The sequence below is a fragment of the Streptomyces sp. DI166 genome, assembly GCF_900091315.1.
Lineage (GTDB): Bacteria > Actinomycetota > Actinomycetes > Streptomycetales > Streptomycetaceae > Streptomyces > Streptomyces fuscus.
Genome location: NZ_FLSP01000029.1, coordinates 23,123 through 47,894 on the forward strand (window position 1 = coordinate 23,123; position 24,772 = coordinate 47,894).

General features: G+C 73.3%; 17 protein-coding genes and 1 pseudogene. 9 read left to right on the forward strand and 9 right to left on the reverse strand.

What is annotated here, in order from left to right; genetic code table 11:
• Positions 1-65: 65 nt before the first annotated feature.
• On the forward strand, positions 66-1,559 hold the full coding sequence (locus tag GA0115233_RS16380; RefSeq protein ID WP_093720964.1) for an RICIN domain-containing protein: 1,494 nt from the start codon (positions 66-68) through the stop codon (positions 1,557-1,559).
• 12 nt (positions 1,560-1,571) lie between these two features.
• Here the strand turns inward: GA0115233_RS16380 and hutI are convergent, their stop codons facing one another.
• The 4 genes from hutI to hutU form a co-directional block, all read right to left on the reverse strand.
• The gene (gene hutI / locus GA0115233_RS16385) at positions 1,572-2,744 is read right to left on the reverse strand and encodes an imidazolonepropionase (protein WP_093720965.1); all 1,173 of its coding nucleotides are present in this window, start codon (positions 2,742-2,744) and stop codon (positions 1,572-1,574) included.
• A gap of 20 nt (positions 2,745-2,764) precedes the next feature.
• Positions 2,765-4,105, reverse strand: coding sequence for a formimidoylglutamate deiminase (locus tag GA0115233_RS16390; RefSeq protein ID WP_093720966.1), 1,341 nt, complete (start codon positions 4,103-4,105; stop codon positions 2,765-2,767).
• A complete protein-coding gene (locus GA0115233_RS16395) occupies positions 4,096-5,298 on the reverse strand; it encodes an allantoate amidohydrolase (RefSeq protein WP_093721007.1) in 1,203 nt (400 codons plus the stop codon). The genes GA0115233_RS16390 and GA0115233_RS16395 overlap by 10 nt, the downstream gene beginning before the upstream one ends.
• Before the next feature lie 80 nt (positions 5,299-5,378).
• Entirely contained in the window at positions 5,379-7,043 is a 1,665-nt protein-coding gene (hutU, locus tag GA0115233_RS16400) for a urocanate hydratase (protein ID WP_093720967.1), read from the reverse strand.
• Positions 7,044-7,165: 122 nt separating this feature from the next.
• On the opposite strand from hutU, the gene GA0115233_RS16405 reads away from it, so the two are divergent.
• From GA0115233_RS16405 to GA0115233_RS16425, 5 genes are all read left to right on the forward strand, one after another.
• A complete protein-coding gene (locus GA0115233_RS16405) occupies positions 7,166-8,578 on the forward strand; it encodes a diaminopimelate decarboxylase (protein WP_255310223.1) in 1,413 nt (470 codons plus the stop codon).
• Positions 8,579-8,747: 169 nt separating this feature from the next.
• Entirely contained in the window at positions 8,748-9,143 is a 396-nt protein-coding gene (locus GA0115233_RS16410) for a hypothetical protein (protein ID WP_093720968.1), read from the forward strand.
• Positions 9,140-9,994, forward strand: coding sequence for a hypothetical protein (locus tag GA0115233_RS16415; protein ID WP_093720969.1), 855 nt, complete (start codon positions 9,140-9,142; stop codon positions 9,992-9,994). The genes GA0115233_RS16410 and GA0115233_RS16415 overlap by 4 nt, the downstream gene beginning before the upstream one ends.
• A gap of 19 nt (positions 9,995-10,013) precedes the next feature.
• Entirely contained in the window at positions 10,014-10,493 is a 480-nt protein-coding gene (locus tag GA0115233_RS16420; protein ID WP_093720970.1) for a roadblock/LC7 domain-containing protein, read from the forward strand.
• A gap of 13 nt (positions 10,494-10,506) precedes the next feature.
• On the forward strand, positions 10,507-10,881 hold the full coding sequence (locus tag GA0115233_RS16425) for a hypothetical protein (protein WP_093720971.1): 375 nt from the start codon (positions 10,507-10,509) through the stop codon (positions 10,879-10,881).
• 15 nt (positions 10,882-10,896) lie between these two features.
• Here the strand turns inward: GA0115233_RS16425 and GA0115233_RS16430 are convergent, their stop codons facing one another.
• The 5 genes and pseudogenes from GA0115233_RS16430 to GA0115233_RS16450 form a co-directional block, all read right to left on the reverse strand.
• Complete coding sequence (locus tag GA0115233_RS16430; RefSeq protein ID WP_093720972.1) at positions 10,897-11,478, reverse strand: hypothetical protein; 582 nt, start codon at positions 11,476-11,478, stop codon at positions 10,897-10,899.
• Positions 11,479-11,566: 88 nt separating this feature from the next.
• Positions 11,567-12,427, reverse strand: coding sequence for a MurR/RpiR family transcriptional regulator (locus GA0115233_RS16435; RefSeq protein WP_093720973.1), 861 nt, complete (start codon positions 12,425-12,427; stop codon positions 11,567-11,569).
• Positions 12,424-13,898: pseudogene (locus tag GA0115233_RS16440) on the reverse strand (aromatic amino acid ammonia-lyase). Before GA0115233_RS16440 ends, GA0115233_RS16435 begins: the two are co-directional and overlap by 4 nt.
• 150 nt (positions 13,899-14,048) lie before the next feature.
• The gene (locus tag GA0115233_RS16445) at positions 14,049-14,885 is read right to left on the reverse strand and encodes a methyltransferase domain-containing protein (protein ID WP_093720974.1); all 837 of its coding nucleotides are present in this window, start codon (positions 14,883-14,885) and stop codon (positions 14,049-14,051) included.
• A 3-nt stretch (positions 14,886-14,888) separates the two neighbouring features.
• Positions 14,889-21,167: a non-ribosomal peptide synthetase gene (locus GA0115233_RS16450; protein ID WP_255310227.1), complete on the reverse strand. Its 6,279-nt coding sequence runs from the start codon at positions 21,165-21,167 to the stop codon at positions 14,889-14,891.
• A 315-nt stretch (positions 21,168-21,482) separates the two neighbouring features.
• On the opposite strand from GA0115233_RS16450, the gene GA0115233_RS16455 reads away from it, so the two are divergent.
• The 3 genes from GA0115233_RS16455 (at position 21,483) to GA0115233_RS16465 (ending at position 24,646) form a co-directional block, all read left to right on the forward strand.
• Positions 21,483-22,013 (forward strand): PadR family transcriptional regulator, encoded by a 531-nt coding sequence (locus GA0115233_RS16455; RefSeq protein WP_093720976.1) that lies wholly within the window; start codon positions 21,483-21,485, stop codon positions 22,011-22,013.
• 118 nt (positions 22,014-22,131) lie between these two features.
• The gene (locus tag GA0115233_RS16460) at positions 22,132-23,418 is read left to right on the forward strand and encodes an MFS transporter (protein WP_176711805.1); all 1,287 of its coding nucleotides are present in this window, start codon (positions 22,132-22,134) and stop codon (positions 23,416-23,418) included.
• Positions 23,419-23,911: 493 nt separating this feature from the next.
• Complete coding sequence (locus tag GA0115233_RS16465; protein WP_141689515.1) at positions 23,912-24,646, forward strand: helix-turn-helix transcriptional regulator; 735 nt, start codon at positions 23,912-23,914, stop codon at positions 24,644-24,646.
• Positions 24,647-24,772: the final 126 nt, after the last annotated feature.

A 24,772-nucleotide genomic window follows, 5' to 3' on the forward strand; every position in this document is an offset into this window, starting at 1 on the left:
GCCGTCGTACCCGCCGGTAGCACCGGATCACCGGCGGATACGGCGGCTCATGAGGAGGCGGGTTCATGATGTGGGCCGACCACGGCGCGACCGACGCACGGCTGACCGAACTGCTGCGCGCCGACTCCGCCACCGCCTACCGCGGACTCCAGGAGCTGCGCGCCCGCCACCGGCCCGCCGTACTGGCCTACGCCCGGCTCTGCACCACCACCGACTCCGCGGCCCGGCAGCTCGCGGGCCAGGTCTTCGCCCTCGCGGCCCGGGAGACGGCCCGCGGCGTCGACCCCGGCGGGCCCTGGCGGCACCGGCTCCTGTTGCTCACCGGGCGGCTGGCCGTCTCCTGGGCGGCGGACGAGCGGGTGGCGGGGCTGGACTCCGGGCTGCTGCTGGTACTCAGCACGGCGGGCCCGGACGGGCCTGTGCCGCCCCTGCTGGGCGCCTTCCAGTCGCTGCCCGCCCGCGCGCGGGGCCTGCTCTGGTACGCCGTCGTGGAGCGCGAACCGGACGAGCGCACCGCCGCCTTCCTGGGCCTGACCGGCGCGGACGTCGCCCATGACACCGCCGCCGCGCTCCAGCAGCTGGCCCGCGCGGTGCTGCACGCCCGCCTGACGGCCTCCGCCGACCCCGACTGCCGCGACTTCCACCGGCTGATCGAGGAGTCGGTCCGCCCCGACAACCCCCGCGTCAGCGCCGATCTGCGGGCCCACATGGCCCGCTGCGCGACCTGTACGACCGCCCACGAGGAGCTCTGCGCCCTGCGCGACGACCCGCGCCGCGCCCTCGCGGAGGGCCTGCTGCCCTGGGCGGGCGCCCTGTACGTGCGGGACGAGCCCGCGCCCCGTGCACCCCGCACCCGCACTCCGGCCGCCGCCTGGTCGCCGTCCCGGCGGTCCGTGCTGGTGTCGGCGGCGCTCGGAGTGGCGCTGGTGCCGCTGCTGGTCCTGATCGTGGCGCGGTCGGGGTCCTCCGACGACGGCCAGGAACCGGTGAGTTCGATCGGCTCCGGCACCCCGGTGGACGCGCCGCCGGTGACCGTGACGGCGACGGTGTCCGCGACCCCGTCGCCCTCGTCCTCCCCCTCCCCCGGCCGCTCGCCGTCGAAATCGCCCTCCCCGACCCGGAGTTCGGCCGCCCCCTCCCCCACGCCGCCGTTCCGGCCGCCCGGCGGCTCGTACGCGCTCGTGGTGAACCACTCCAGCGGGCTGTGCCTGGACGTGCGCGACGGCGAGTTCGAGAAGGGGACCGACGTCATCACGGCGCCCTGCTCGTCCGCCCCCACCCAGCGGTGGCGGGTGGATGCCGGACGGGGCGTGGTGCAGTCGTACGCGGACCCCGAGTTCTGCCTGGACAGCCGGGGCTCGGTGGAGCGCGGCGTCGGCATCTGGGCGTGCGACTCGGTGAACGGGGACAAGGGGCAGAACCTGCGGTTCGCGGTGGACTCCCGCGGCTTCATCCGGCCCGGTATCGCCCCCGGCCACGCGGTGACGCCGGTCGGCAGCGGGGCACTGGCCCTGGAGGAGGAGAACGGGGACGCGGAACAGCGGTGGCGGACCGGGTGAGCAGGCCCCCGGTCAGACCACGCGCTCGCCGCGCCGCCACACCCCGGTGACCAGCGGTACGCCCGGCCGGTAGGCCAGGTGCACATGGCTCGGGGCGTCCAGCAGCGTGAGGTCGGCGCGGGCGCCCGGGACGATCCGGCCGACGTCCGTGCGGCGCAGGGCCGCGGCGCCGCCCGCGGTGGCCGACCAGACCGCCTCGTCCGGGGTCATGCCCATGTCCCGCACGGCGAGCGCGATACAGAAGGGCACCGACGAGGTGAAGGACGAGCCGGGGTTGCAGTCGGTGGACAGCGCCACGGTCACCCCCGCGTCCAGCAACCGCCGGGCGTCCGGCCACTCGGCGCGGGTGGAGAACTCGGCGCCGGGCAGCAGCGTGGCGACGGTGTTCCCACTGGCCAGGGCGTCGACGTCGGCGTCGGTGAGGTGGGTGCAGTGGTCGGCGCTGGCCGCGTCCAGCTCGACGGCGAGCCGGACGCCGGGGCCGTAGGAGAGCTGGTTGGCGTGGATGCGCGGGTGCAGGCCCTTGGCCCTGCCCGCGGTGAGGATCGCGCGGGCCTGGTCGCCGTCGAAGGCGCCCTTCTCGCAGAACACGTCGATCCAGCGGGCGTACGGCGCGCAGGCGTCCAGCATCTCCCCGGTGACCAGGGCGACATAGGCGGCCGGGTCGTCGGCCAGGTCCGGGGAGACGATGTGGGCGCCGAGGTAGGTGACCTCGTCGGTATGGGCGGCGGCGATGCGCAGGGCGCGGGCCTCGTCCTGAACGGTCAGGCCGTAGCCGGACTTGGTCTCGAAGGTCGTGGTGCCCTGGCGCAGCGCCTCGTCGAGGTAGCGGGTGAGGTTGGCCTCCAGCTCGGCGTCCGTGGCCGCCCGGGTCGCCGCGACCGTGGTGCGGATGCCGCCCGCGGAGTAGGAGCGGCCGGACATACGGGCGTTGAACTCCTGGGTGCGGTCGCCCGCGAAGACCAGGTGGGAGTGGGAGTCCACGAACCCCGGCAGGACCGCCCGGCCGCCGGCGTCGACCCGATTGTCAGTGGCGGGTGCTTTGCTTGACTCACCGGTCCACACGACCCGGTCGCCCTCGATGACGACGGCCGCGTCCTGGACCAGTCCGAGGGGGGAGTTGTCACCTAGGGAGGGGTCGTTGGTGACCAGCGTGGCGATGTTGCTGATGACGGTGCTGCTCATCGTGTCCTCGTGGGTCGTCGTCAGGAGCGCAGGGCTTCGACCGCACGCGACAGGGCCTGCGGCACATCGGGTACGAGCTGGTGGGCGCCGTCGCGCACGATGTGCCGTCCCGCCACGACCGTGTGCCGTACGTCCGCCGCGGTCGCCGCGAATACGGCCGTCTCGGCGCCGAGCCGCGGCAGCGGCCCCGCCGTTCTGACCGAGTCGAGCGCGATCGTCGTGAAGTCGGCGCGGGCGCCCGCCTCCAGGGTGCCCGTGTCGTCCCAGCCGAGGGCCGCGTGGCCGTCGGCGGAGGCAGCCCGCAGCAGGGCCGCCGCCGTCCAGTGACCCCGGGTGCGCGAGCGCAGGCGCTCGTTGAGCTCCATGGCGCGCGCCTCCTCCAGCAGGTCGATGACGGCGTGGCTGTCGGAGCCGAGGGAGAGCGGGGAGCCCTCGTTCTGCAGGGCCACGGCGGGGCCGATGCCGTCGGCGAGGTCCCGTTCGGTGGTCGGGCACATGCAGGTGCCGGTGCCGCTGCCGCCGATCAGGGAGATGTCCTCGGCCGTCAGGTGGGTGTTGTGCACGCCGGTGGTGCGCGGGCCCAGGACGCCGTGGAGGGCGAGGAGCTGGGTCGGGGTGCAGCCGTGGACCTCGTGGCAGGCCTCGTTCTCGGCGGTCTGCTCCGACAGATGCACATGGAGCGGGGCGCGCCGCTCCTCGGCCCACCCGGCGACGGTCGCCAACTGCTCGGCGGGCACGGCCCGCACGGAGTGAATCGCCGCCCCGATCCGCGCGTGATCCCGTTCCTTGAGAACTGAACAGCGTTCCGCCCAGGCGTCCGCGGTGCCGTCGGAGAAGCGGAGCTGGTGCCGGTTGGGCGGCTGGCCGAAGCCGGAGGAGAGGTAGGCGGTGTCGAGGAGGGTGATGCGGATACCGGCGTCGGCGGCCGCCGCGATCAGCGCCTCCCCCATGGCGTTGGGGTCGGCGTAGGGGGTGCCGCCGGGGGCGTGGTGGACGTAGTGGAACTCACCGACGGCGGTGATGCCGGCCAGCGCCATCTCCGCGTACACCGCCCGCGCGAGGGCGTGGTAGCTGTCCGGGGTGAGCCGGTCGGCGGTGGCGTACATGACCTCGCGCCAGGTCCAGAAGGTGCCGGAGCCGACCTGGACGGTGCCGCGCAGGGCGCGGTGGAAGGCATGGGAGTGGGCGTTGGCCAGCCCGGGCAGGGTGAGTCCGCGCAGGATCTCGGCGCCGGGCGGCGGGGTCTCGGTACCGGTGCGGACGGCCGTGATCCGGCCGTCCGTCACGTCCATCGCCACGCCCGGCTCGACATGGGTGCCGAGCCAGGCGTGCTCCAGCCAGTACGTCCGTGTCACGCGCAGGCCAGCCCTTCCAGTACGTCGGCGAGTGCGAGGACCCCGGCCACGCAGTCGTCCTCGGTCGCCGACTCGGCCGGGGAGTGCGAGACGCCGGTGGGGTTGCGTACGAACAGCATGGCGGTCGGGATGCTCCCGGACAGGATTCCGGCGTCGTGTCCGGCGCCGGTGCCGAGGACGGGCACCTTCAGGTCGGTGTCCTTGCCGAGGATGCGGGCCAGTTCGTCGCGCAGGGCGTGGTCGAACTCGACGACGGGGGTGAAGGACTCCCGTACGACGTCCAGGTCGATGCCGTGCGCGGCGGCGTACTCCCGCGCGGCGCGCTCGATGCCGGTGACGACCCTGTCGAGGCTCGCCTGGTCCTCGGCGCGGGAGTCGAGCCAGCCGCGCACCAGGGAGGGGATGGCGTTGACGCCGTTCGGCTCGACGGAGATCTTGCCGAAGGTGGCGACGGCACCGGCGAGTTCGGCCTCCCGGCGGGCGGCGAGCACGGTCTCGGCGTACGACAGCATCGGGTCGCGGCGGTCCACCAGGCGGGTGGTGCCGGCGTGGTTGGCCTCGCCTCGGAAGTCGAACCGCCAGCGTCCGTGCGGCCAGATGGCGCTGGCGATGCCGACGGAGTCACCGGAGAGGTCCAGCGCCCGGCCCTGCTCGACGTGCAGCTCGACGAACGCGCCGATGCGGGACAGCCGCTCGGGGTCGGGGCCGATGGCCTCGGGGTCGTAACCGGCCGCCTCCATGGCGCGGGGCAGGCTGATTCCGTCGCCGTCGGTGAGCTTGTGCGCGCCCTCGACGGTGAGCTGTCCGGCGGTGAGCCGGGACCCGACGCAGGCGAGCCCGAAGCGGGCGCCCTCCTCGTCGCCGAAGTTGACGATGGCGAGCGGCTTGGTGAACTCCACGCCCCGGGCGCGCAGTTCGTCGAGTGCGGCGAAGGACGACACGACACCCAGGGGGCCGTCGAAGGCGCCCCCGTCCGGCACGGAGTCCAGGTGCGACCCGGTGACGACGGCGTCCCCGGCGGCGGGGTCGCCGAGCCAGGCCCACTGGTTCCCGTTCCGGTCCACCTCGTGAACCAGCCCCCGCGCCTCGGCCTGCGCCTTGAACCAGGCCCGGCATTCGAGGTCGGCCCCGGTCCAGGCGTAGCGCCGGTAGCCGTGGGAGTCGGGGTGGCGCCCGATGGGGTACAGCTCGCGCCACATCTCGTGGAACGAGCCGCCCTTGGACGGACGGGCGTCCTGCGCCGAACCGCCCGCCCCCACCGGGGGGTTGCCGCTACCCGTCACGCGTCGTCACCCTCACGCATCGGCACCCGCACACCCTTGGCGTCCGCCACCGACTCCGCGATGTCGTACCCGGCGTCGACATGCCGAATGACACCCATGCCGGGGTCGTTCGTCAGCACCCGCCGGATCTTCTCGCCGCCCAGCTTCGTGCCGTCCGCCACGGTCACCTGCCCCGCGTGGATGGACCGCCCCATGCCGACCCCGCCACCGTGGTGCAGGGAGACCCAGGACGCCCCGGACGCCACGTTGACCATGGCGTTCAGCAGCGGCCAGTCCGCGATCGCGTCGGAGCCGTCGAGCATGGCCTCGGTCTCGCGGTACGGGGAGGCGACGGAGCCGCAGTCGAGGTGGTCGCGTCCGATCGCCAGCGGCGCGGCCAGCTCACCGCTCGCCACCATGTCGTTGAACCGCTCACCGGCCTTGTCGCGCTCGCCGTAGCCGAGCCAGCAGATACGCGCGGGCAGGCCCTGGAAGTGGACCCGCTCACCGGCCATCTTGATCCAGCGGGCGAGGGACTCGTTCTCCGGGAACAGGTCCAGGATCGCCTTGTCGGTCTTGGCGATGTCGGCCGGGTCGCCGGAGAGCGCGGCCCACCGGAAGGGGCCCTTGCCCTCGCAGAAGAGGGGGCGGATGTAGGCGGGCACGAAGCCGGGGAAGGCGAACGCCCGGTCGTATCCGGCGAGCTGGGCCTCGCCGCGGATGGAGTTGCCGTAGTCGAAGACCTCGGCGCCGGCGTCCATGAAGCCGACCATGGCCTCGACGTGCTTGGCCATGGACTCACGGGCCCGGGTGGTGAACCCTGCCGGGTCCTTGGCCGCGTAGGAGGCCATGTCGTCGAAGTCGACGCCGACCGGCAGGTACGACAGCGGGTCGTGGGCCGAGGTCTGGTCGGTGACGATGTCGACGGGGGCGCCCTCGGCGAGCATCCGCGGCAGCAGTTCGGCCGCGTTGCCGAGCAGGCCGATGGAGAGCGGGCGGCGGGCGTCGCGGGCCTCGACGGCGAGCTGGAGGGCGTGCTCCAGGGAGTCGGCGCGCACGTCCAGGTACCGGTGCTCGATGCGGCGCTCGATGGCGCGCGGGTCGCAGTCGATGCAGATGGCGACGCCGTCGTTCATGGTGACCGCGAGGGGCTGGGCGCCGCCCATGCCGCCGAGTCCGGCGGTGAGGGTGATGGTCCCGGCGAGGGTGCCGCCGAACCGCTTGGCGGCGACGGCGGCGAAGGTCTCGTAGGTGCCCTGGAGGATGCCCTGGGTGCCGATGTAGATCCAGGAGCCGGCGGTCATCTGGCCGTACATGGTCAGGCCGAGCTGCTCCAGGCGGCGGAACTCCTCCCAGTTGGCCCAGTCGCCGACCAGGTTGGAGTTGGCGATCAGGACGCGCGGCGCCCACTCGTGGGTCTGCATGACGCCGACCGGGCGGCCGGACTGGACCAGCATGGTCTCGTCCTGCTTGAGGGTCCGCAGGGTGCGGACCATGGCGTCGAAGGAGCGCCAGTCGCGGGCGGCCTTGCCGGTGCCGCCGTAGACGACGAGCTTGTCGGGGTGTTCGGCGACCTCGGGGTCGAGGTTGTTCTGCAGCATCCGCAGGGCGGCTTCCTGCTGCCATCCCAGGGCGCTCAGTTCCGTACCGCGCGGGGCTCGTACGGGGCGGGGTCCTGACATGGTCTGCCTCCTCGGATGGTGCTGCCGGATTGTTGCTGTTGTTATTCACATCCTGACGCTCTGAATAGAGCTAGTCAATACGTCGGTGCGCCAGCGCGACCGCGCCGCGGATGTTTGTCTGGATGAGTGGTCTCGGGAACGACACAGCGGGGGACGCGGTGGACATCGTGAGTGACGGACGGACGGACGAGGAGCGGGTGGCGCGCCGGGACGAGGCGGTGCGGGCCGCGGTGGAGCAGGGGCTGCTGGGGCCGGACTCCCCCATCGTGGGCCTGCTGGACGTCACCGGCATCCGGGAGTCGGCGGCGGCGCTGCGGGCCGCGTTCGAGGCGGTGACCGCGCCCGGCACCCCGGTGCTGCACGCCTTCGCGGTCAAGGCGACCCCGCTGGTGCCGGTGCTGCGGCTGCTGAGCGAGGCGGGGATCGGCGCGGAGGTGGCGAGCCCCGGGGAGCTGGCGCTGGCCCGGGCGGCGGGGCTGCCGCCGGAGCGCACGGTGCTGGACTCGCCCGCCAAGACGCAGGCCGAGCTGCGCGAGGCGCTGGAGCTCGGGATCGCCGTCAACGCCGACAATCCGCAGGAGCTGGCCCGGATCGACGCCCTGATGCGGTCGGCGCCGAGCCGCTCTCCGCTCGGCCTCAGGGTCAATCCGCAGATGGGCTCGGGTTCCATCGAGGCGACGTCGACGGCGACCGCGACCTCGAAGTTCGGGGTGCCGCTGCGCGACGAGGGGGCGCGGGAGTGGGTCGTGGGGGCGTACCTGGAACGGCCGTGGCTGACCCGGCTGCACACGCACACCGGCTCCCAGGGCATACCGCTGTCACTGATGGCGCGGGGCGTGGCGGAGACGTACGCGCTGGCGGAGGAGATCAACGAGCGGGCCGGGCGGCGGCAGATCGACACCGTCGACATCGGCGGCGGGCTGCCGGTGAACTTCTCCTCGGACGTCACGACACCGACGTACGCGCAGTACGCGCGGCTGCTGAGCGAGGCGGTGCCGGGGCTGTTCGGCGGGCGCTACGGGCTGGTCACCGAGTTCGGGCGGTCGCTGCTGGCCAAGCACGGGACGCTGCTGGCCCGGGTGGAGTACGCCAAGAGCGCGGGCGGGCGGCCGGTGGCGGTGACGCACGCGGGCGTGCAGGTGGCGACGCGGACGGTGTACGCGCCGGCGGCGTGGCCGCTGCGGCTGGCGGCGTACGACGCCAAGGGGAGGCCGAAGACCGGCGGCGAGGTGGTGCAGGACGTGGCCGGGCCGGCCTGTTTTGCCGGTGACCTGCTGGCCGAGGCGCGGTCGCTGCCGCCGCTGGAGCCGGGTGACGTGGTGGCGGCGCTGGACACGGGCGCGTACGCGTTCGCCCACCACTACGCCTACAACTCCCTTGCCCGGCCCGGCATTCACGGCTTCGTGCCGGACGGCACCGGCTCGGTCGCCTTCGCGACCGTGCGGGAGGCACAGGGGCTCGACGCGATCGTGGCCGAATCCGGAGGGGCGCACGCGTCCGCGCTCACCACCCTGCGCACCCCCGGGCGCCCTTGACGCACCCCGGCGGAGCTGCGGTTCAACAGCCTTGAACCCAGGGCAAGTTGCCCACCCTAGCCGTCCGGCGCATGTTCCGCCGGAAAATGCCAGAACCCTCACCCCTCGCCCACACGTTGCGTAGCTTCGTGGTCACTCAGCCGAACCCAGAGGCGGGAGGGGAGTCACCGTGCCCGGAATCGACGAGTGTCTGCTGGAGGCCATGCAGCTGCCCGGCGCGCGCGGCGCGGCGCTGGTCGACTGGACCAGCGGACTGACCCTGGGCACGGTCGGCGAGTCCCCGGGCGGCGACGCGGAGGCGAGCGCGGCCGAGGCCGCCGAGCTGGCCCGGCTGGCCGCCGAGCACCGGGTGTTCGCCCCGGCGCGGGAACCCGGCGACGAGACCGAGCCGCCCCTGGAGGACCTGATCCTCAGCAACCGGGACAGCTATCACGTGCTGAGGTTCGTGTGGACCTCGTTCGACAGCAGCGTGTTCCTGCATGTGTGGCTGGGCCGCGAGGAGGGAAACCTCGCGCTCGCCCGGATCCGCCTCGGCGAGCTGGCCGGACGGCTGGTGCTGGGATGACCGCGCTGCACGCCACCCCGGCCGGCCTGCCGCCCCGGCTGCCGGTGCGGGACCGCAGCACCGCCGCCGAGCGGGTGCCGAGGGGTCTGTCACCGATGCTGAGCCGGCTCGCCGCCGAGCGGGCCACCGGGGTCCTGCTGCGCGAGCGCGGCACGCTCTACCTGGCCGACGGGCAGATCGTCCACGCCGAGAGCCCCGCCGCCCCCGGACTCGACGTCCTGCTCACCGCGCACGGCACGCTCTCCGCCGACGCCTGGATGGACGCCGTCAACCAGGCCGACGAACGGCACGGCGCCGCCCGCCTGCTGCTCGACAGCGGCCGCATAGCCCCGGGCACCCTGGAGCTCTGCCACCTGGGCGCCCTCTACGACGCCGCCTACTTCGCCCTCGCGCCCAGCAGCACCCCGGGCCGCTTCCGCTACGGCACCGGGCACTGGCTCGGCCCCGTGCGCCCGGTGCCGGTGACCTCGCTGGAGCGCGAGACCCTGCGCCGCCGCGTCCTGCTGGACCGCATCTGGCCGGACCACGCCGCCGACAGCGCGCCGCTCGCCCGCGCCGACCCGCCCCGGCCCCCCACGCTCACCGGCCGCCAGCAGGCCGTACTGGCCCTCCTGGACGGCGTCCGCACCGCACCGGACATCGCCCGCGCCCTGGGCCGCCCCACTTTCCACACCCTGGTGGACATACGGCGGCTGGCGGCGGCCGGAGTCCTCAGCCCACGCCCGCAGGAACCGGCCCCGCCCCCGCTCCCCACCCGGTCGGCCCCCCGGCCGCCCGGGGAGCGGCCCGCACCCAACGACCCCGACGTCGCCCTGCTGAAGAGAGTCCGGGATGCGCTGGAGGCCCTTTGACCGACAGAGGAGAAACCTGATGGCCGCCGAGGCGCCGATACTCGACGAGCTCCACCGGCTCCGAGCCCGCATCCCCCAGCTGACCGGCTCCCTCGCGGCCAGCGTCGACGGCCTCGTCGTCGCCGCGGACGCGCCGGACACCGAACCGGACGGCGTGGCCGCCCTCACCGCCGCCGCGCTCGGCGTCGCCGTCCGCCTCGCCGACGCCACCGGCCGCGGTGACCTGCGCGAACTGCTGGTCCGCGGCCACGGCGGCTATGTGGCGACCTACGCGGCGGGACAGGCTGCCGTACTGACCCTGCTCGCCAAGGACGACGTCAGCGTCGGACGGCTGCACCTGGAGGGCCGCCGCGCCGCCGCCCGGATCGGGGAGCTGGTCGACGGGGCGGCCGAGGAGACCAAGAGCCGAACGCCCGCGCGGGCCCCGGCCGCCCGGGCGAAAGCCCCGCGCGACCGGCGCACCGCGTCCACCCAACCGCGCACCAGCGCGGAGAGTTGAGAGGAAATTCATCATGGCGAACACCGAGACCTCGCTGAAAGAGGCGCTGACCTCCATCGAGGGTGCGACCGGCGTCGCGCTCGTGGACTACACGAGCGGCATGGCGCTGGGCACCATGGGCGGCAGCAAGACCTTCGACCTGAGCGTGGCCGCCGCCGGCAACACCGATGTCGTCCGGGCCAAGATGCGCACCATGGAGCACCTCGGGCTCAAGGGCGAGATCGAGGACATCCTGATCTCCCTGAGCGACCAGTACCACCTGATCCGTCTGCTCAGCGGCCGTGGCGGCAACGGCCTCTTCCTGTACCTGGTGCTCGACGCCAAGCGTTCCAACCTGGCGATGGCCCGGCACCAGTTGAAGAAGATCGAGCAGGATCTGGAGGTCTGACGGCCTGACCGCGCTTTAGACGAGTGCCGCGGTGCGGCGGCGGGCCCCGCCGGGGGCCGCGTCGCCCGCCGCGATGCCCGTGCCGCGGTAGGCCTTGACCGCCTTGCCGACCGGCCGTCCGCCCGCGCGCAGCCAGTCCACGCGCACCCACCACAGCGTCTCCTCGGCCCGCTCGCGGCGGCCGATCCAGGCCGACTTCAGCCACAGCCCGACACCCGCCCCGGCCAGCAGCATGCCGCCCGCCGCGGGCACCGCGAACGCGCTGCCGAACGCGGCGGCGAAGGCCAGCAGCAGCCACCAGCGGTGGCCGCGCCGCCACACCCGCAGCGTCACCGCGCGGTCCTGGAGGACGTCGTGCCGCCCGGCGCGCGAGGCACCGCGCGTCAGGGCGCCGTACCGCCCCCGCCGCAGGTACGCCACCACGGCCGCGGTGATGAGGAACAGGGCCGCCCCGGCCATCACCCCGATCCGCCGCCCGGTGATGCCGGGCACCAGGACGCCGAGCCCGGCTGCCAGGCCCCCGAGCCAGAACAGCGGTGCCGCCCCGGCCCGTACGACCACGGCCACTCTCGCCAGTCCATGACCTCCGCGTGTCACGTTCCGCCTCCTCGAAACGTCGAGTACCAGTGGCGGGGAGGTTAGCGGACCTGTGTGAGACCTGTCTGAGAACGTCCGGGAGGGCGTCTCACTCCACGAACAGCCCGCGGGCCGCCGCCTTCGCGTCGAACTCCTCCAGCCACGCCTGCGCGTCGGGCAGGTCGTCGCACATGGCCTCCAGCAGCACTCGGCCCAGCAGCATCGGGGCGCAGGCGGTGTCGAAGGCGAGCCCGGTGCCGACGGCGGCGGGCAGCAGCAGGTCGGAGGCCTTGGCGACCGGCGCGAAGGCGGAGTCGGCGACCGTGACCACGGTGAGTCCGGCCTCCCTCGCGTAGCCGAGGGTGTCCAGCACCTCGCGCGGATGCCGGGGCAGCGCGAAGCAGAGCAGCGCCGAGGCGCCGGCCCGGACGCAGGCGTCGATCCGGTCGTGGATCATCGTGCCGCCCTCGTTCAGCAGCCGGACGTCCGGGTGGACCTTGGCCGCGAAGTAGGCGAAGCCGTACGCCTGGGCGGCCGCCGCGCGCAGGCCCAGCACCGGCAGCGGGCGGGAGGCGGCCAGCAGCCGGCCCGCCTTGCGCACCGGACGCGGGTCGGCGAGCAGTTCGGCCAGGTGCCGCAGGTTCTCGATCTCGGCCTCGACGGCCTGCTGGTACTCGTTGGAGGTGCGCTCGGTGTCGGCGGGTTCGACGGGCGCCACCTCGCGCAGATGGCGGCGCAGCGCCGGGTAGCCGTCGAAGCCGAGGGCGACGGCGAAACGGGTCACCGACGGCTGGCTGACCCCGGCCAGTTCGGCGAGTTCGACGCTGGAGAGGAAGGGCACGTCGGCGGCCCGGCGCACCATGCTGTGCGCGATGCGCCGCTGGGTCGGGGTGAGCCGGTGCCCCTCGAAGAGCGCCTGCAGCCGTGCGGCCGGGGTGTCCGCGGCCCTCGTGTTGCCCTCCGCGCTCATGCGCCGTTCCCCCTCCAGATCTCCGTGAACCGGTCCAGCAACCGGGCGGCCGCCGTCACGTCGTCGGTGAGCGGCCGGTCGGCCTGGTCCTCGTCGAGCACCGCCTCGGCGAGCTCCAGCGCGCGGCCCACCGGGAGTCCCGGTTCGGGCCTGAGTTCGCGCTGGCGCAGCGCCCGTACGGCGGCGACGAGTTCGCAGCCGACGACGAGACGGTACGCGCCGCACGCGCGCAGCGTCTGCCGGGCGGCGAGCGAGGCGAAACTGGCCTGTTCCTCGACGCCCCGGGAGAGTACAGCGTGGCCGAGGGAGGCGGGGGCGGAGAACGCGCGCAGGTCGCCGAGGGCGGCCGCGGCGGAGTACTCCAGGATCATCACCCCGGACGCGGCGGGCTCGTGGTCGGCGAGGAAGGGCCGCAGCCGGGTGTAGGCGGGCTCGTTGAGGGTGTGCAGGCGGGAGGTGGACAGCCGCGCGACCTGGGTGAGGGCGAGCCGGAAGTGGTCCAGGGCGAGGGCGAGCCCGGCCTGGTAGAAGCCGCCGTGGTGGTAGGCGGCGAGGTCGTCGGCCGAGATCAGCGGGTTCTCGGCGGCGGCGTTGAGCTCGACGGCGAGCAGCGCCTCCAGCGCGTCGGCGGCGTCGTGCGCGGGGCCGTGGATCTGCGGCAGGCAGCGGAAGCCGTACGGGTCCTGGATGCGGCCGAGCGGCGGGGTGGGCCGGTCGGCGGCGCCGGTCAGCTCCCGCATGCGGCGGGCCACCTCGGCGGTGCCGCGGTGCGGGCGGGCCTGGTGGACGGGGGCGGCGAACGGCTCGTGGGAGCCGTCGACGGCGAGCAGGGAGAGCGCGGCGACGACCTCGGTGGCGCCGAGCAGCCCGCGCAGTTCGTGCAGGGCGAGGGCGGCCTGGCCGAGGGTGAGGGCGTTGCTGCTTATCAGGGCGAGCGCGTCGTTGTTGTCCAGCGGCTGCGGCGCGGGGCGCCGGTCCCCCGCCACGGGTGCTCCCCGGCCAGGGCCAGCCCCATCTGGGCGAGCGCGGCGAGGTCGCCCGTGCCGACGGAGCCGAACTCGTGGACGACCGGATGGGCGCCGCCGATCAGCGCCTCGCACAGCGCGCTCACCACGGACGGCCGCAGCCCGGCGCCGCCCGCGAGGATCTGGTTGGCCCGGACGGCGAGCATGGCCCGCACCTGGCGGGCGGGCAGCTCCTCCCCGATGGCCCCGGCGTGGCTGCGCAGCAGGCGCAGGCCGTGCCCGGCGGCGGCCTCGGTGGGCACGTCCTCGGTGCGGTTGGCGCCGACGCCGGTGGAACGGCCGTAGACCCTGCCGGTCGCGGCGATGCGCCGGGCCGCGTCCCAGGACCGCCCGGCCCGCTTCATCGCCGCGTCGTCCGGCACCGGCCGCGCGGTCCCGTCGGCGAGGCGCAACACGTCCGCGACGGTGAGCCCACGGCCGTCGAGCACCACGGGCCCGGCGTCCACGACCGGGGGCCCGGCCACGATCCGGGACGACCTCACGCGCGCACTCCCCTCGACACGGACCGACCGTCCTGCCCGTCGACCATATTCAGCCGACGGAAAATCTGCATGACGTTATACAGCCCGGGTCGTACCGTGCGCATGACCCACGGGTCAGCGCTTGCGCCACACCGTCACATGCGCCTCGAAGTAGTCGTACTCGCGGGGGTTCTGCCGCAGCACGGCGCCTTCGTCGCTCTCCGCCAGCAGGTCGAAGGCGGTGCCGAGCAGTTGCTTGACCGCCTCCTCACTGGGCGTGTGGTCGCTGCTGGAGCCGAGCCAGCGCTCGGGGTCGCTGTAGGCCGGGTACCAGGACCACGGGCAGGCGACCATGAGCAGTCCGCCGGGGCGCAGGAACGCGTCGGAGTCGGTGAACTGGCGCAGGCACCGCTCCGGATCGGCGACCCGGTCGAGGACGTTGGACAGCACCGCGGCGTCCACACCGCGCGTGGTCTCCCCGAGGAGACCGAGGTCGCAGGCGTCACCCACCTCGAAGTCGACCCGGGCACGCCCCTCACCCGGTACCGGGACCCGGACATGGACCTCGCGGGTGTACGGCCCCTGCTGGACCACGCTGAAAGTGCCGCAGCCGTGTCTGTGCAGGGTCCGGGCGACATCGATGGAGCGCGGGCTGACGTCGATGCCGGTGACCCGTTCCTCGACCCAGCCGCCCAGCGCGTGGGCGACACCGCCGACGCTGCACCCCACGTCGAGGGCGCGACGCACCCGCGTACCGCTGCGCAGGGCGCACAGTTCGAGCAGATCGGACAGGCGCTGGGGGTACCCGTGGGAGGTGGCCAGCGGATGGTGCGGGCGCTCGAAGACGTCGTCGATGCGCCCGTAGTGCATGAGCAGGTACTTGGAGAGGTCGCGCGTGTTCTCGTACGGGCCGAGGGTGGGGTCGTCCTCGAAGAGGTCGTCACCCTTGAGCAGCACGGGCGGCACGGTCATCCTTCAACTCCTCGCTTTCGTGAAACCGCTGTCCGGGGTTCGAGGCCGGCGTCGGAGCACCGGTCGTGCGGCGGGGATCGTCGTGCTCTCCACGGCCTCGGCGAGGCCCCTGACGGTGGGTGTCTCGAACAGAGTCCGCACCCCGAGATCGACGCCGAGGGCGGTGCGCACCCGGTTCACCAGGCGGATGGCGAGCAGCGAGTGTCCGCCGAGGTCGAAGAACCCGTCGTCGATACCGACCTTCTCCACGCCCAGCGTCTCGGCGAAGAGCGCGCACAGGACCTCCTCGCGGGCGCTGCGGGGTGCGCGGTGTTCGGCCGTCACCGTGTAGGAGGGCGCGGGCAGTCGGGCCCGGTCGAGCTTGCCGTTGGGGGTGACCGGGAGCGCGGCGAGTTCGACGAACGCGGCCGGGACCATGTAGTCCGGCAGCACCTTGGCCAGCCCCGCGCGCAGGGCGGCACTGTCGAGCGGCGGCCCGTCGGGCACCACGTACGCGACCAGGCGCCGGTCCCCGGGGGTGTCCTCGCGCACCACCACCGCGGCCTGGGCCACGCCCTCGGCGCGGGTCAGCGCGCTCTCGACCTCGCCGGGCTCGATGCGGAAGCCGCGGATCTTGACCTGGTCGTCCGCCCGGCCGAGGAACACCAGCCGCCCCTCGCGGTCCCAGCGCACGACGTCGCCGGTGCGGTACATACGGGTGCCCGGGGCGCCGTGGGGATCGGCGACGAAGCGGCCGGCGGTGAGGCCCGGCCGGTCGGCGTAGCCGCGGGCGAGACCGGCGCCGGCGAGGTACAGCTCGCCGGGAACGCCGACCGGGACGGGCAGGAGGCGCTCGTCGAGGACGTACATCCGGGTGTGGGCGAGTGCCTCGCCCAGGGGGACGGTGGTACCGATGTCCCCGCGCTGTGCGTGGGTGTAGGGGTGCCCGGTGACGCACAGGGTCATCTCGGTAGGCCCGTAGGTCGTGCGGACGACAGTGTCCGGGCAGTTCTCCAGGACGCGGGCCACCGCCTGCGGGGAGATCACATCGCCGCCGGTGGTGACTTCCTTCAGCCGGGCCAGGCCCTCGGCGAGGTCCTCGGCCACGACCCGGAACAGGCCCGCGGTGAGCGACAGATGGGTGATGCCGTGGCGCTCGATCAGCTCGCGCAGGGCGTGCGCGTCCAGTTCGCCGGGCGGGGCGACGACCACGCGCCCTCCGTTGAGGAGCGGTGCCCAGATCTCGTACGTCGAGGCGTCGAAGGCGTGCGGGGAGTGGAAGAGCACCCGGTCGCGCGGGCCGACCTGCCAGGACGGGTCGAGGGCCAGATCGACGACGCCCTGGTGTGTGACGGTGATGCCCTTGGGCTCGCCGGTGGAACCGGAGGTGAACATCACGTACGCCGCCGCCTCGGGCGCCGTCGGCACCGGCCGCCACCCGCCGGGATCACGCGTGCCGAGCACCACTTCGACCGGCACGGGCCCGTCCGGGTCCCGGTCGGTGACCAGTGTGTGCGTGCGGTGTGCCGCGTCGACCAGGAGGACGGGGCCGGTGGCGCGGGCGACGACCTCGCGCATACGGGCGAGCGGGTAGGCCGTGTGGACGGGCATGTAGGCGCCGCCCGCCTTCAGCACGGCGAGGAGCGACACGACGAGTTCCGCCGAGCGTTCCATCAGCACGGGTACGACGGTCTCCGGACCGACGCCCGCCTCGGCGAGTTCGGCCGCCAGGGCGCCGCTCTCGCTGTCGAGGTCGCGGTAGGTGAGCCGGGCGCCGTTCGCTTCTACGGCCACCTCGTGCGGGGTGCGGGTCGCCTGGGCCGTGAAGGCCTCCACGAGCGACGCGTGTGTGCGGGGCAGGTCGGGGCCGCGGCCGAGGGCGAGGAGTTCGGCGCGCTCCTGCGGGGTGGTGAGGACGAGTGACCCGAGAGCCGTCTCCGGCCGGGCGGCGGCCTGTTCGAGGATCCTGACCAGGCGCTCGCCGATCAGCCGGGCGGACTCCGGGTCGAAGAGGTCCCGGGCGTAGCCGACGGCGAGGCCGAGGCCCGCGCAGCCGCCGTCGGGCCGGTGGTGTTCCTCGAAGGTGAACTCCAGGTCGAACTTGGCGATGTCGAGCATGTAGCCGTCGTCGGTGCAGACCGCTCCGCCGAGCCGCGGCGGCTCCACGCGCACGTCCTTGACCGACACGGCGACCTGGAAGAGGGGGTGGTGGGCCAGTGACCGGGCGGGGGAGAGTTCTTCGACGAGGCGTTCGAAGGGGAGGTCCTGGTGGTCGTAGGCGGCCAGGGAGACGGCCCTGGTGCGGTCGAGGAGTTCGGTGAAGGTGGGATCGCCGGAGGTGTCGTTGCGCAGGACGAGGGTGTTGACGAAGAAGCCGACGAGGTCTTCGAGTGCTTCGTCGCCGCGTCCGGCGACGACGGTGCCCAGGGGGATGTCGGTGCCCGCGCCGAGCCGGGTGAGCAGGGCGGCCACGGCCGCCTGCATCACCATGAACACTGAGGCGCCTCTGGAGGCGGCCAGTTCACGGAGGCGGGTGTGGGTGTGGGCGTCGAGGGTGAGGGTGGTGCTGCCGCCCCGGTAGGAGGCGCGGGCGGGGCGGGGGCGGTCGGTGGGCAGGGTCAGTTCCTGCGGGAGTCCGGCCAGTGCTGCGCGCCAGTGGGCGAGTTGGCGGGGGCCTTCGAGGTCGAGGAGTTCGCGTTGCCAGAGGGTGTAGTCGGCGTACTGGATGTCCAGGGGTGGCCAGTCGGGGGCTGTTCCGGCCAGCCGGGCGGCATACGCGGTGGACAGGTCCGCCGAGAGGGGGGCCATGGACCAGCCGTCGGCGGCGATGTGGTGCACCACCAGCACCAGCACCGTCTCCCCGGGACCGGTCTCCAACACCCGCACCCGCAACGGGATCTCGGTGCCCAAGTCGAACGGATGGCCTCCTGCCTCCGCGACCAGGCCGGGAACCTCCTCACGAGCGCAGGTGACGAACTCGACGGGCACGTCAGGCCGTTCGAGGACACGCTGGACCGGCTCGCCGTCCAGCTCCGTGAACACGGTCCGCAGAGCTTCGTGCCGCGCGACCACGTCCCGCACGGCCGCCGTGAACGCGCCCCGCTCCAGCGTGCCCGCGATCCGCGTCACCACCGGGATGTTGTACGTCGCCGAAGGGCCCTCAAGCCGGTGCAGGAACCACAGACGGCGCTGGGCGAACGAAGGCGGCAGGTTCTCGGGCCGCGTACGGCCACCCACCACCGCGGGCCTGCCCGAACCGGCGCCCTTCCCCCGAACCGGGTCGAGCCGCCCCAGATGCTCCGCCAGCTGCAGGACCGTCGGCGCTTCGAACAGGGCCCGTACGCCGAGGTCGACGCCGAACTCGGCCTGCAACCGGTTCACCAGGCGGACCGCCAGCAGTGAGTGCCCGCCGCGTGCGAAGAACCCGTCGTCGATGCCGACCTGCTCCACTCCCAGGGTTTCCGCGAAGAGCCGGCACAGCAGCTCCTCCTGCGGGGTGCGGGGCGCGCGCCGCGTCCCCGTCCCGGCGTAGGTGGGTGCGGGCAGCCTGGCGCGGTCGAGCTTGGCGCTGGCGGTCATCGGCAGCTCGTCCAGCTCGACGAACGCGGCCGGGACCATGTACTCGGGCAGTTCCTCGGCCAGCGCGGCCCGTACGGCGGCCACGTCGAGCGGTCCGTCGGCCGGGACGACGTAGGCGACCAGGCGCCGGTCGCCCGGCACGTCCTCGCGTACGACCGCCGCCGCCCGGGCGATGCGCGGGTCGCGCCCCAGGGCGGCCTCCACCTCGCCGAGTTCGATCCGGAAGCCCCGGATCTTCACCTGGTCGTCCGCGCGGCCGACGAACACCAGGCGGCCCTCGCGGTCCCAGCGCACGACGTCGCCGGTCCGGTACATCCGGGTGCCCGGCGCGCCGAACGGGTTCGCCACGAACCGCGAGGCGGTCATTCCGGGCCTGCTCACATAGCCCCGGGCGAGCCCCGGACCCGCCACGTACAGTTCGCCCGGCACGCCGACCGGCACGAGTGCGAGCCCGTCGTCGAGGACGTACAGCTCGGTTCCGGGCACCGGCCGGCCGATGGTGACCGGCTCGCCCGGCACGAGTGGCCCGCCGCTGGCACAGACGGTGGTCTCGGTCGGTCCGTACGAGTTCTCCACCCGGCACCGGGTCGCCCACCGGTCCACCAGTTGCTGCGAGGCGGCCTCGCTGGCGGTGATCACCGTGGTGCCCTGCGGGAACGCCTCTTCGGGCAGCGCCGACAGGAGCGAGGGGGTCACGGTCACGTGGGTGACACCGCTGCCGGGTGGCAGGCCGTGGGTCAGCAGATGCTCGGGATCGCCGGTGACGACGGTGCCGCCGGTGAGCACGGCCATCGTCATCTCCCACACCGAGCCGTCGAAGCCGATCGAGGCGAGCAGCCGCACCCCGGCGCCGGGGCCCGCGCCGAACTGGCGGAAGCGCGCGACGAGCCGGCTGATACCGGCGTGCGGGACGAGCACGCCCTTGGGCTGACCGGTCGAGCCGGAGGTGTAGATGATGTAGGCACCGTCGTGTGCGCCGGGCGGGGGCACGTCCCGAGCCAGGGGCTCGTCGGTCAGCTCGCCGAACACGACCGGATCGTGGCCGGGGGCGGTCAGCCGAGCGGCGTGGTCGACCAGGATCAGCGGCGGCCGGGTGTCGTCGAGCATGTAACTGATGCGCGCGGCCGGGTAGTCGGGGTCGATCGGCAGATAGACGCCGCCCGCCTTGGAGACGGCGAGGAAGGCCGCGACCAGCTCCGCGCACCGTCCCATGGAGACCGCGACCGGCACATCGGCGCCCACGCCACGGCGGCGCAGGCCGCCCGCGACGCGGTCGGTCCACTCGTCGAGCTCCCGGTAGGTGAGGGTGCGGTCGCCGTCGACGACGGCGGGCGCGTCCGGGGTCTCGCGGACCCGGGCGCGGAAGTGCTCGGGGAGAGCGGCGAACTCAACCTCGGGGCCGGTGTTCCACCCGCCGAAGAGGCGGGTGCGTTCCTCGGGAAGCAGCACGTCGAACGCGTGGACCCGGGTGAGGGGTTCGCGGACGGCCCGCTCCAGGAGACGGACAAGGCGTCGGCCGAGGTCGCGTGCGGTGGAGCGGTCGAAGAGGTCGTCGGCGTAGTTCACGACGACGTGGAGCCCGTCGCCGCCCTCCTCCCGTACGGCGAAGAACAGGTCGAACTTGGCGGTGCGCTCCTCGGGCCTGGCGGCCTCGGTGCGCAGTCCGGCGAGGTCGACGGCGAGGTCGGTCTCCTCGACGGCCACGGCGACCTGGAAGAGGGGGTGGTGGGCGAGGGAGCGGGCTGGGGAGAGTTCTTCGACGAGGCGTTCGAAGGGGAGGTCCTGGTGGTCGTAGGCGGCCAGGGAGACGGCCCTGGTGCGGTCGAGGAGTTCGGTGAAGGTGGGATCGCCGGAGGTGTCGTTGCGCAGGACGAGGGTGTTGACGAAGAAGCCGACGAGGTCTTCGAGTGCTTCGTCGCCGCGTCCGGCGACGACGGTGCCCAGGGGGATGTCGGTGCCTGCGCCGAGCCGGGTGAGCAGGGCGGCCACGGCCGCCTGGACGACCATGAACACCGACACGCCCCGGGAAGCCGCCAGCTCCCGTAACTCGTCGTCCACACCGAGCTTCACGCTGACACTGCCGCCCCGGTAGGAGGCGCGGGCCGGGCGGGGCCGGTCGGTGGGCAGGGCCAGCTCCTGCGGAAGCCCGGCCAACGCATCGGCCCAGTAGGCGAGTTGGGCTGGCCCTTTGGTTTCGACGAGCTGCCGCTGCCAGAGGGTGTAGTCGGCGTACTGGATGTCCAGGGGCTGCCAGTCGGGCGCTGTTCCGGCCAGCCGGGCGGCATACGCGGTGGACAGGTCCGCCGAGAGCGGGGCCATGGACCAGCCGTCGGCGGCGATGTGGTGCACCACCAGCACCAGCACCGTCTCCCCGGGACCGGTCTCCAACACCCGCACCCGCAACGGGATCTCGGCGCCCAGGTCGAAGCAGTACCCGGTGGTCTCGGCGACCCGGGCGTCCACCTCACCCGGCGGACAGGACACGAACTCCACCGGCACATCGGCCTGTTCCAGGATCCGCTGGACCGGCTCACCGCCGCTCTCGACGTACACGGTGCGCAGCACCTCGTGCCGGGCGACCACGTCCCGCACCGCCGCCGTGAACGCCTCCCGTTCCAGCGTGCCCGCGATCCGCGTCACCACCGGGATGTTGTACGTCGCCGAAGGGCCCTCAAGCCGGTACAGAAACCACAGACGACGCTGAGCAAACGACAACGGCAGCACGGTGCCCTCCGGATCGTCGCGCCTGGGGGAACTCCCCGAGGCCGTGAACGCGCCCCAGAAACGGAACATGTGAGCGACAGGCCTGAATGCGCTCGATCCTAGGGAGCCCCACGCCCTCCACGGACCTTCGAGCGAACCTCTGTCAGCAAGATGACAGTCCGCCGCTCCGGCCCCGATCGGCGACCGTCCCCGGAGATCTCGGAGCGTGCAGGGGTGGCCGATTATCGTCTACTTCACTCGACGTTACAGATATATCGTTAACGAAGTTCCGTCATCCCTTCCGAGGGCCACCGCCCCGATCCACCAGGACGAGCCATGCATCTGCCACCTCCGCCTCCCCCGCCCGCGCCCCCACCGCCGCCGCCTCCGGTGCGCCCTGACCTGCGTGCCGCCGTTCTCCTGTTGCTGCGGGAACGGGCATACAGCGGCCACCAGATCGTCCAGGAGCTGGAGCGCCGCAGCCTCGGCATGTGGCGGCCCAGGCCCGGGTCGGTCTACCCGGTGCTCCAGCAGTTCGAGGAGCAGGGCCTGGTGCGGGCGACGGGCCGCCAGGGCTCGCGGCTGTTCCACCTCACCGAGGAGGGCGTCCGGCACTGCGACGAGGGAGCGCGGGAGTGGGGCGAGCCCTGGGACGCGTGGCGGGAGACGGCCCACGAGGGTGTGCCCGAGCTGTACCGGCAGCTCACCCAGCTCACCGGCTGCGTCCAGCAAGTGGGCGCCGTGGGCTCCGGCGCGCAGGTGGAGCGGGCGAGCCGGCTGCTGGCCCGGACCCGGCGCGAGCTGTACCTGCTGCTGGCGGAGGACGACGAGAAGGGCGCGGAGGGCGGGGCGGAAGAGGCGCAGTAAGTCCCTTCGCCGGACTCCCGGCTGTCCACATGCGGACTGCGCCACCCGGTGCGGTCGCGGCGCCCGGCACCGTACAGTCGCCGGGCTCCACGAGAGGCTCACGACGTCAGGAGGGGTCTTGTCCAACAGGTCGGCCGATTCCCGGCACGACACGGTCCAGGAGCGCCCCGCCGCCCCGAATGTCCCGCTGCGGCGCAACCGCGGCTTCCAACTCCTGTGGGCGGGTTCGGTCTTCGCCTTCCTGGGCAAGGAGATAGCCGAACTCGCGTATCCGCTGGTGGTGTTGGCGGTGACGGGTTCGCCGGGCTGGGCGGGTGCCTTCGGCGGCGTGCAGATCTTCACTTCGCTGCTGTGCGGTATGCCCGCGGGCGAGCTGGCGGACCGCTACGACCGGCGCCGACTGCTGCTGTGCGTGGAGGCGGCGCGCGCCCTGGCCACCGGCAGCGTGGTGGTGGCGTTCCTGCTCGACGCGGTGTCGCTGCCGCACCTGCTCGCGGTGGCCGTGGTGGTGGGTGCCGTGCAGCCGCTGGGCGGGTCGACCCGGATGCTGCTGGTGCGTTCGCTGGTGCCGCCCCGGCAGCTGACCGCCGCGCTGACCCAGGAGGAGGTCCGCAGTCACGCCGCCGCGACGTCGGGTCCGCCGTTGGGCGGCGCGCTGTACGCGGTCGCGCAGGTGGTGCCGTTCGTGGTGACCGCGTGCTCCTTCGCCGCGTCCCTGGTGCTCACCCTGTTCGTACGGCCGCCGGCCGAGGCCCCGCACGCGCCGATGCGCGCGGCCGAGAGGGAACCGCTGCTGTCGCGGATGACGGTGGGCCTGCGCGCGCTGTGGGGGCACCCCACGCTGCGCACGGGCATGCTGTTCGCCGCCGCGATGAACACCGTGACCGCGCCGGTGATCCTCAGCGTGGTGGTGCACCTGCGCGAGCAGGGCCTGACCAGCACGGCGATCGGTTGCACGACCATGGCCCTGGCCGTCGGCGGGCTCGCCGGGACGGTACTGGTGGCACCTTTGCACAAGCTGCTCGCGCCGGGGGTCCTGATGTTGTGGCTGGGCGGTACGGCGGCCCTGCTGATCGGCTCGCTCGCGGCGCCCTGGGGCCGGTGGTGGCCGGCTCTCGCGCTGTTCCTGCTGGGGCTGGGAGGGCCGTCGATGCGCGTCCTCGTCGACATCCTGATCTTCCGTCAGGTTCCGGACGAGCAACGGGGCCGGGCGGTCGCCGCCTGCATGACGGTGTTCGGCGCGGGAGCGTCCCTGGGGGTGTTCCTGGCGGGCCAGCTCCTGGAGCACTTCTCGGCCGCGGTCACCGTCCTGGTGCTGGCCTCGGTACTGGCGGCGGCGTGGTGTGTGGGCCTGCGTACGCGGGAGCTGCGCAGGGCGAAGTGGCCCGAGGAGCAGGAGGCCTGAGGGACCGCATCGCATCGAGCCCCGCTGCGTTACGGCCAATCGCCTACCCCATCCGGTCACCGCGAGGACCGCTCATTGACAATCCGATGGGCGGTTCCCAGGATGTTGCCCGGTTCAAGGGGCTTGGCCGTCGGCAAACGTACTGAGCTGTCCGAACGTCGGCCGGGAATGGCAGCGGCCCCACCACCAGTCAACTCGACGTGGTTGACGGTCAGAACGGGGGAATACGGCTCTGAATCCGACGACGCCTCGGTGCCGGCGAACAAAGTCCGGAACACAGTAGTTCTGCCCTCGTGCCCCGACCCGGTTAGATCTGGCCGCAACGTGCGAAGTCACGGGGGTGAACGTGTTAGATATCAGCCGGCGTTTGGAGAGGGATCCTCGAAACGCCGTCAGGTCGGTCGGCATATCCCCGCCGACGGACGCCGCCATCAGCAACGCCGAACGAATCATTCAAGAAGCACTGACGAACTACCGTACCGGCGAAGGCCGTTTGATCCGCCGCGTAGACATGGGCGCGGTACGGGACATCCTGCGCGAGGCATCGCTCGCCCTGAAGGGACACGGCGTCGTACGGGTCGCGTGGTGCGGGAGTGCCGACTCCGAGTTCTCCGAGCTGTGCAGCGAGGACATCGTTGGCACGGGCCGTGAGCTGCGTCTGCTGTGGCACCGTGAGGCGGCCCGCAGTGCCGCCGGCCGCCATCTGCTGCGCCGGCTCCTGGACGCCGGCGCCGTCGTCCGGTTCGCCTCCGCTCCGCCGCCCAACATGATCATGCTGGGGGGAGAGACCGGAGTCGTGCGGACCGAGGGTCGGCCCGGGGAGCGGCGGGCCCTGCTGTTCCAGCACGCCGAAGTGGTCGAACCGTTCCGGCGTATGTACAGCGCCCTCTGGGAGCAGGCCGCCGCCTCCCCGGCACCAGCGGCGCCGCCCTTACCCTCCGCACCTCCTCCCCCACCGCCGCCCGCGGCCCCGCCCGGTTTCGGGCCGACCGCCGAGCGGCATTCGGGTGCCCTGAGCCGGATCACCGCCGACGCGGTGCAGAGTCAGGTGCTCCGGCTGCTGTGTTCCGGCGTCAAGGACGAGGCCGCGGCCCGGCAGATGGGAGTGTGCGTGCGCACCTACCGGCGCTACGTCGCCCGCATTCTCAAGAGCCTCGACGTCACCTCCCGCTTCCAGGCCGGGATCAGGGCGGCGGAGTTGGGACTGGTGGCCCACAGCACATCCTGAGGGCGGGCCGCCCGCACACCGTGTCCACAAACGGACCGTGGGTTCCCGCGGCCGGGGCCGAGTGACCGGTAGATGACGCCGGAATTCGCCCGGTGCTCCTTGCTGCCGCCGAGGACGCCTCCATAG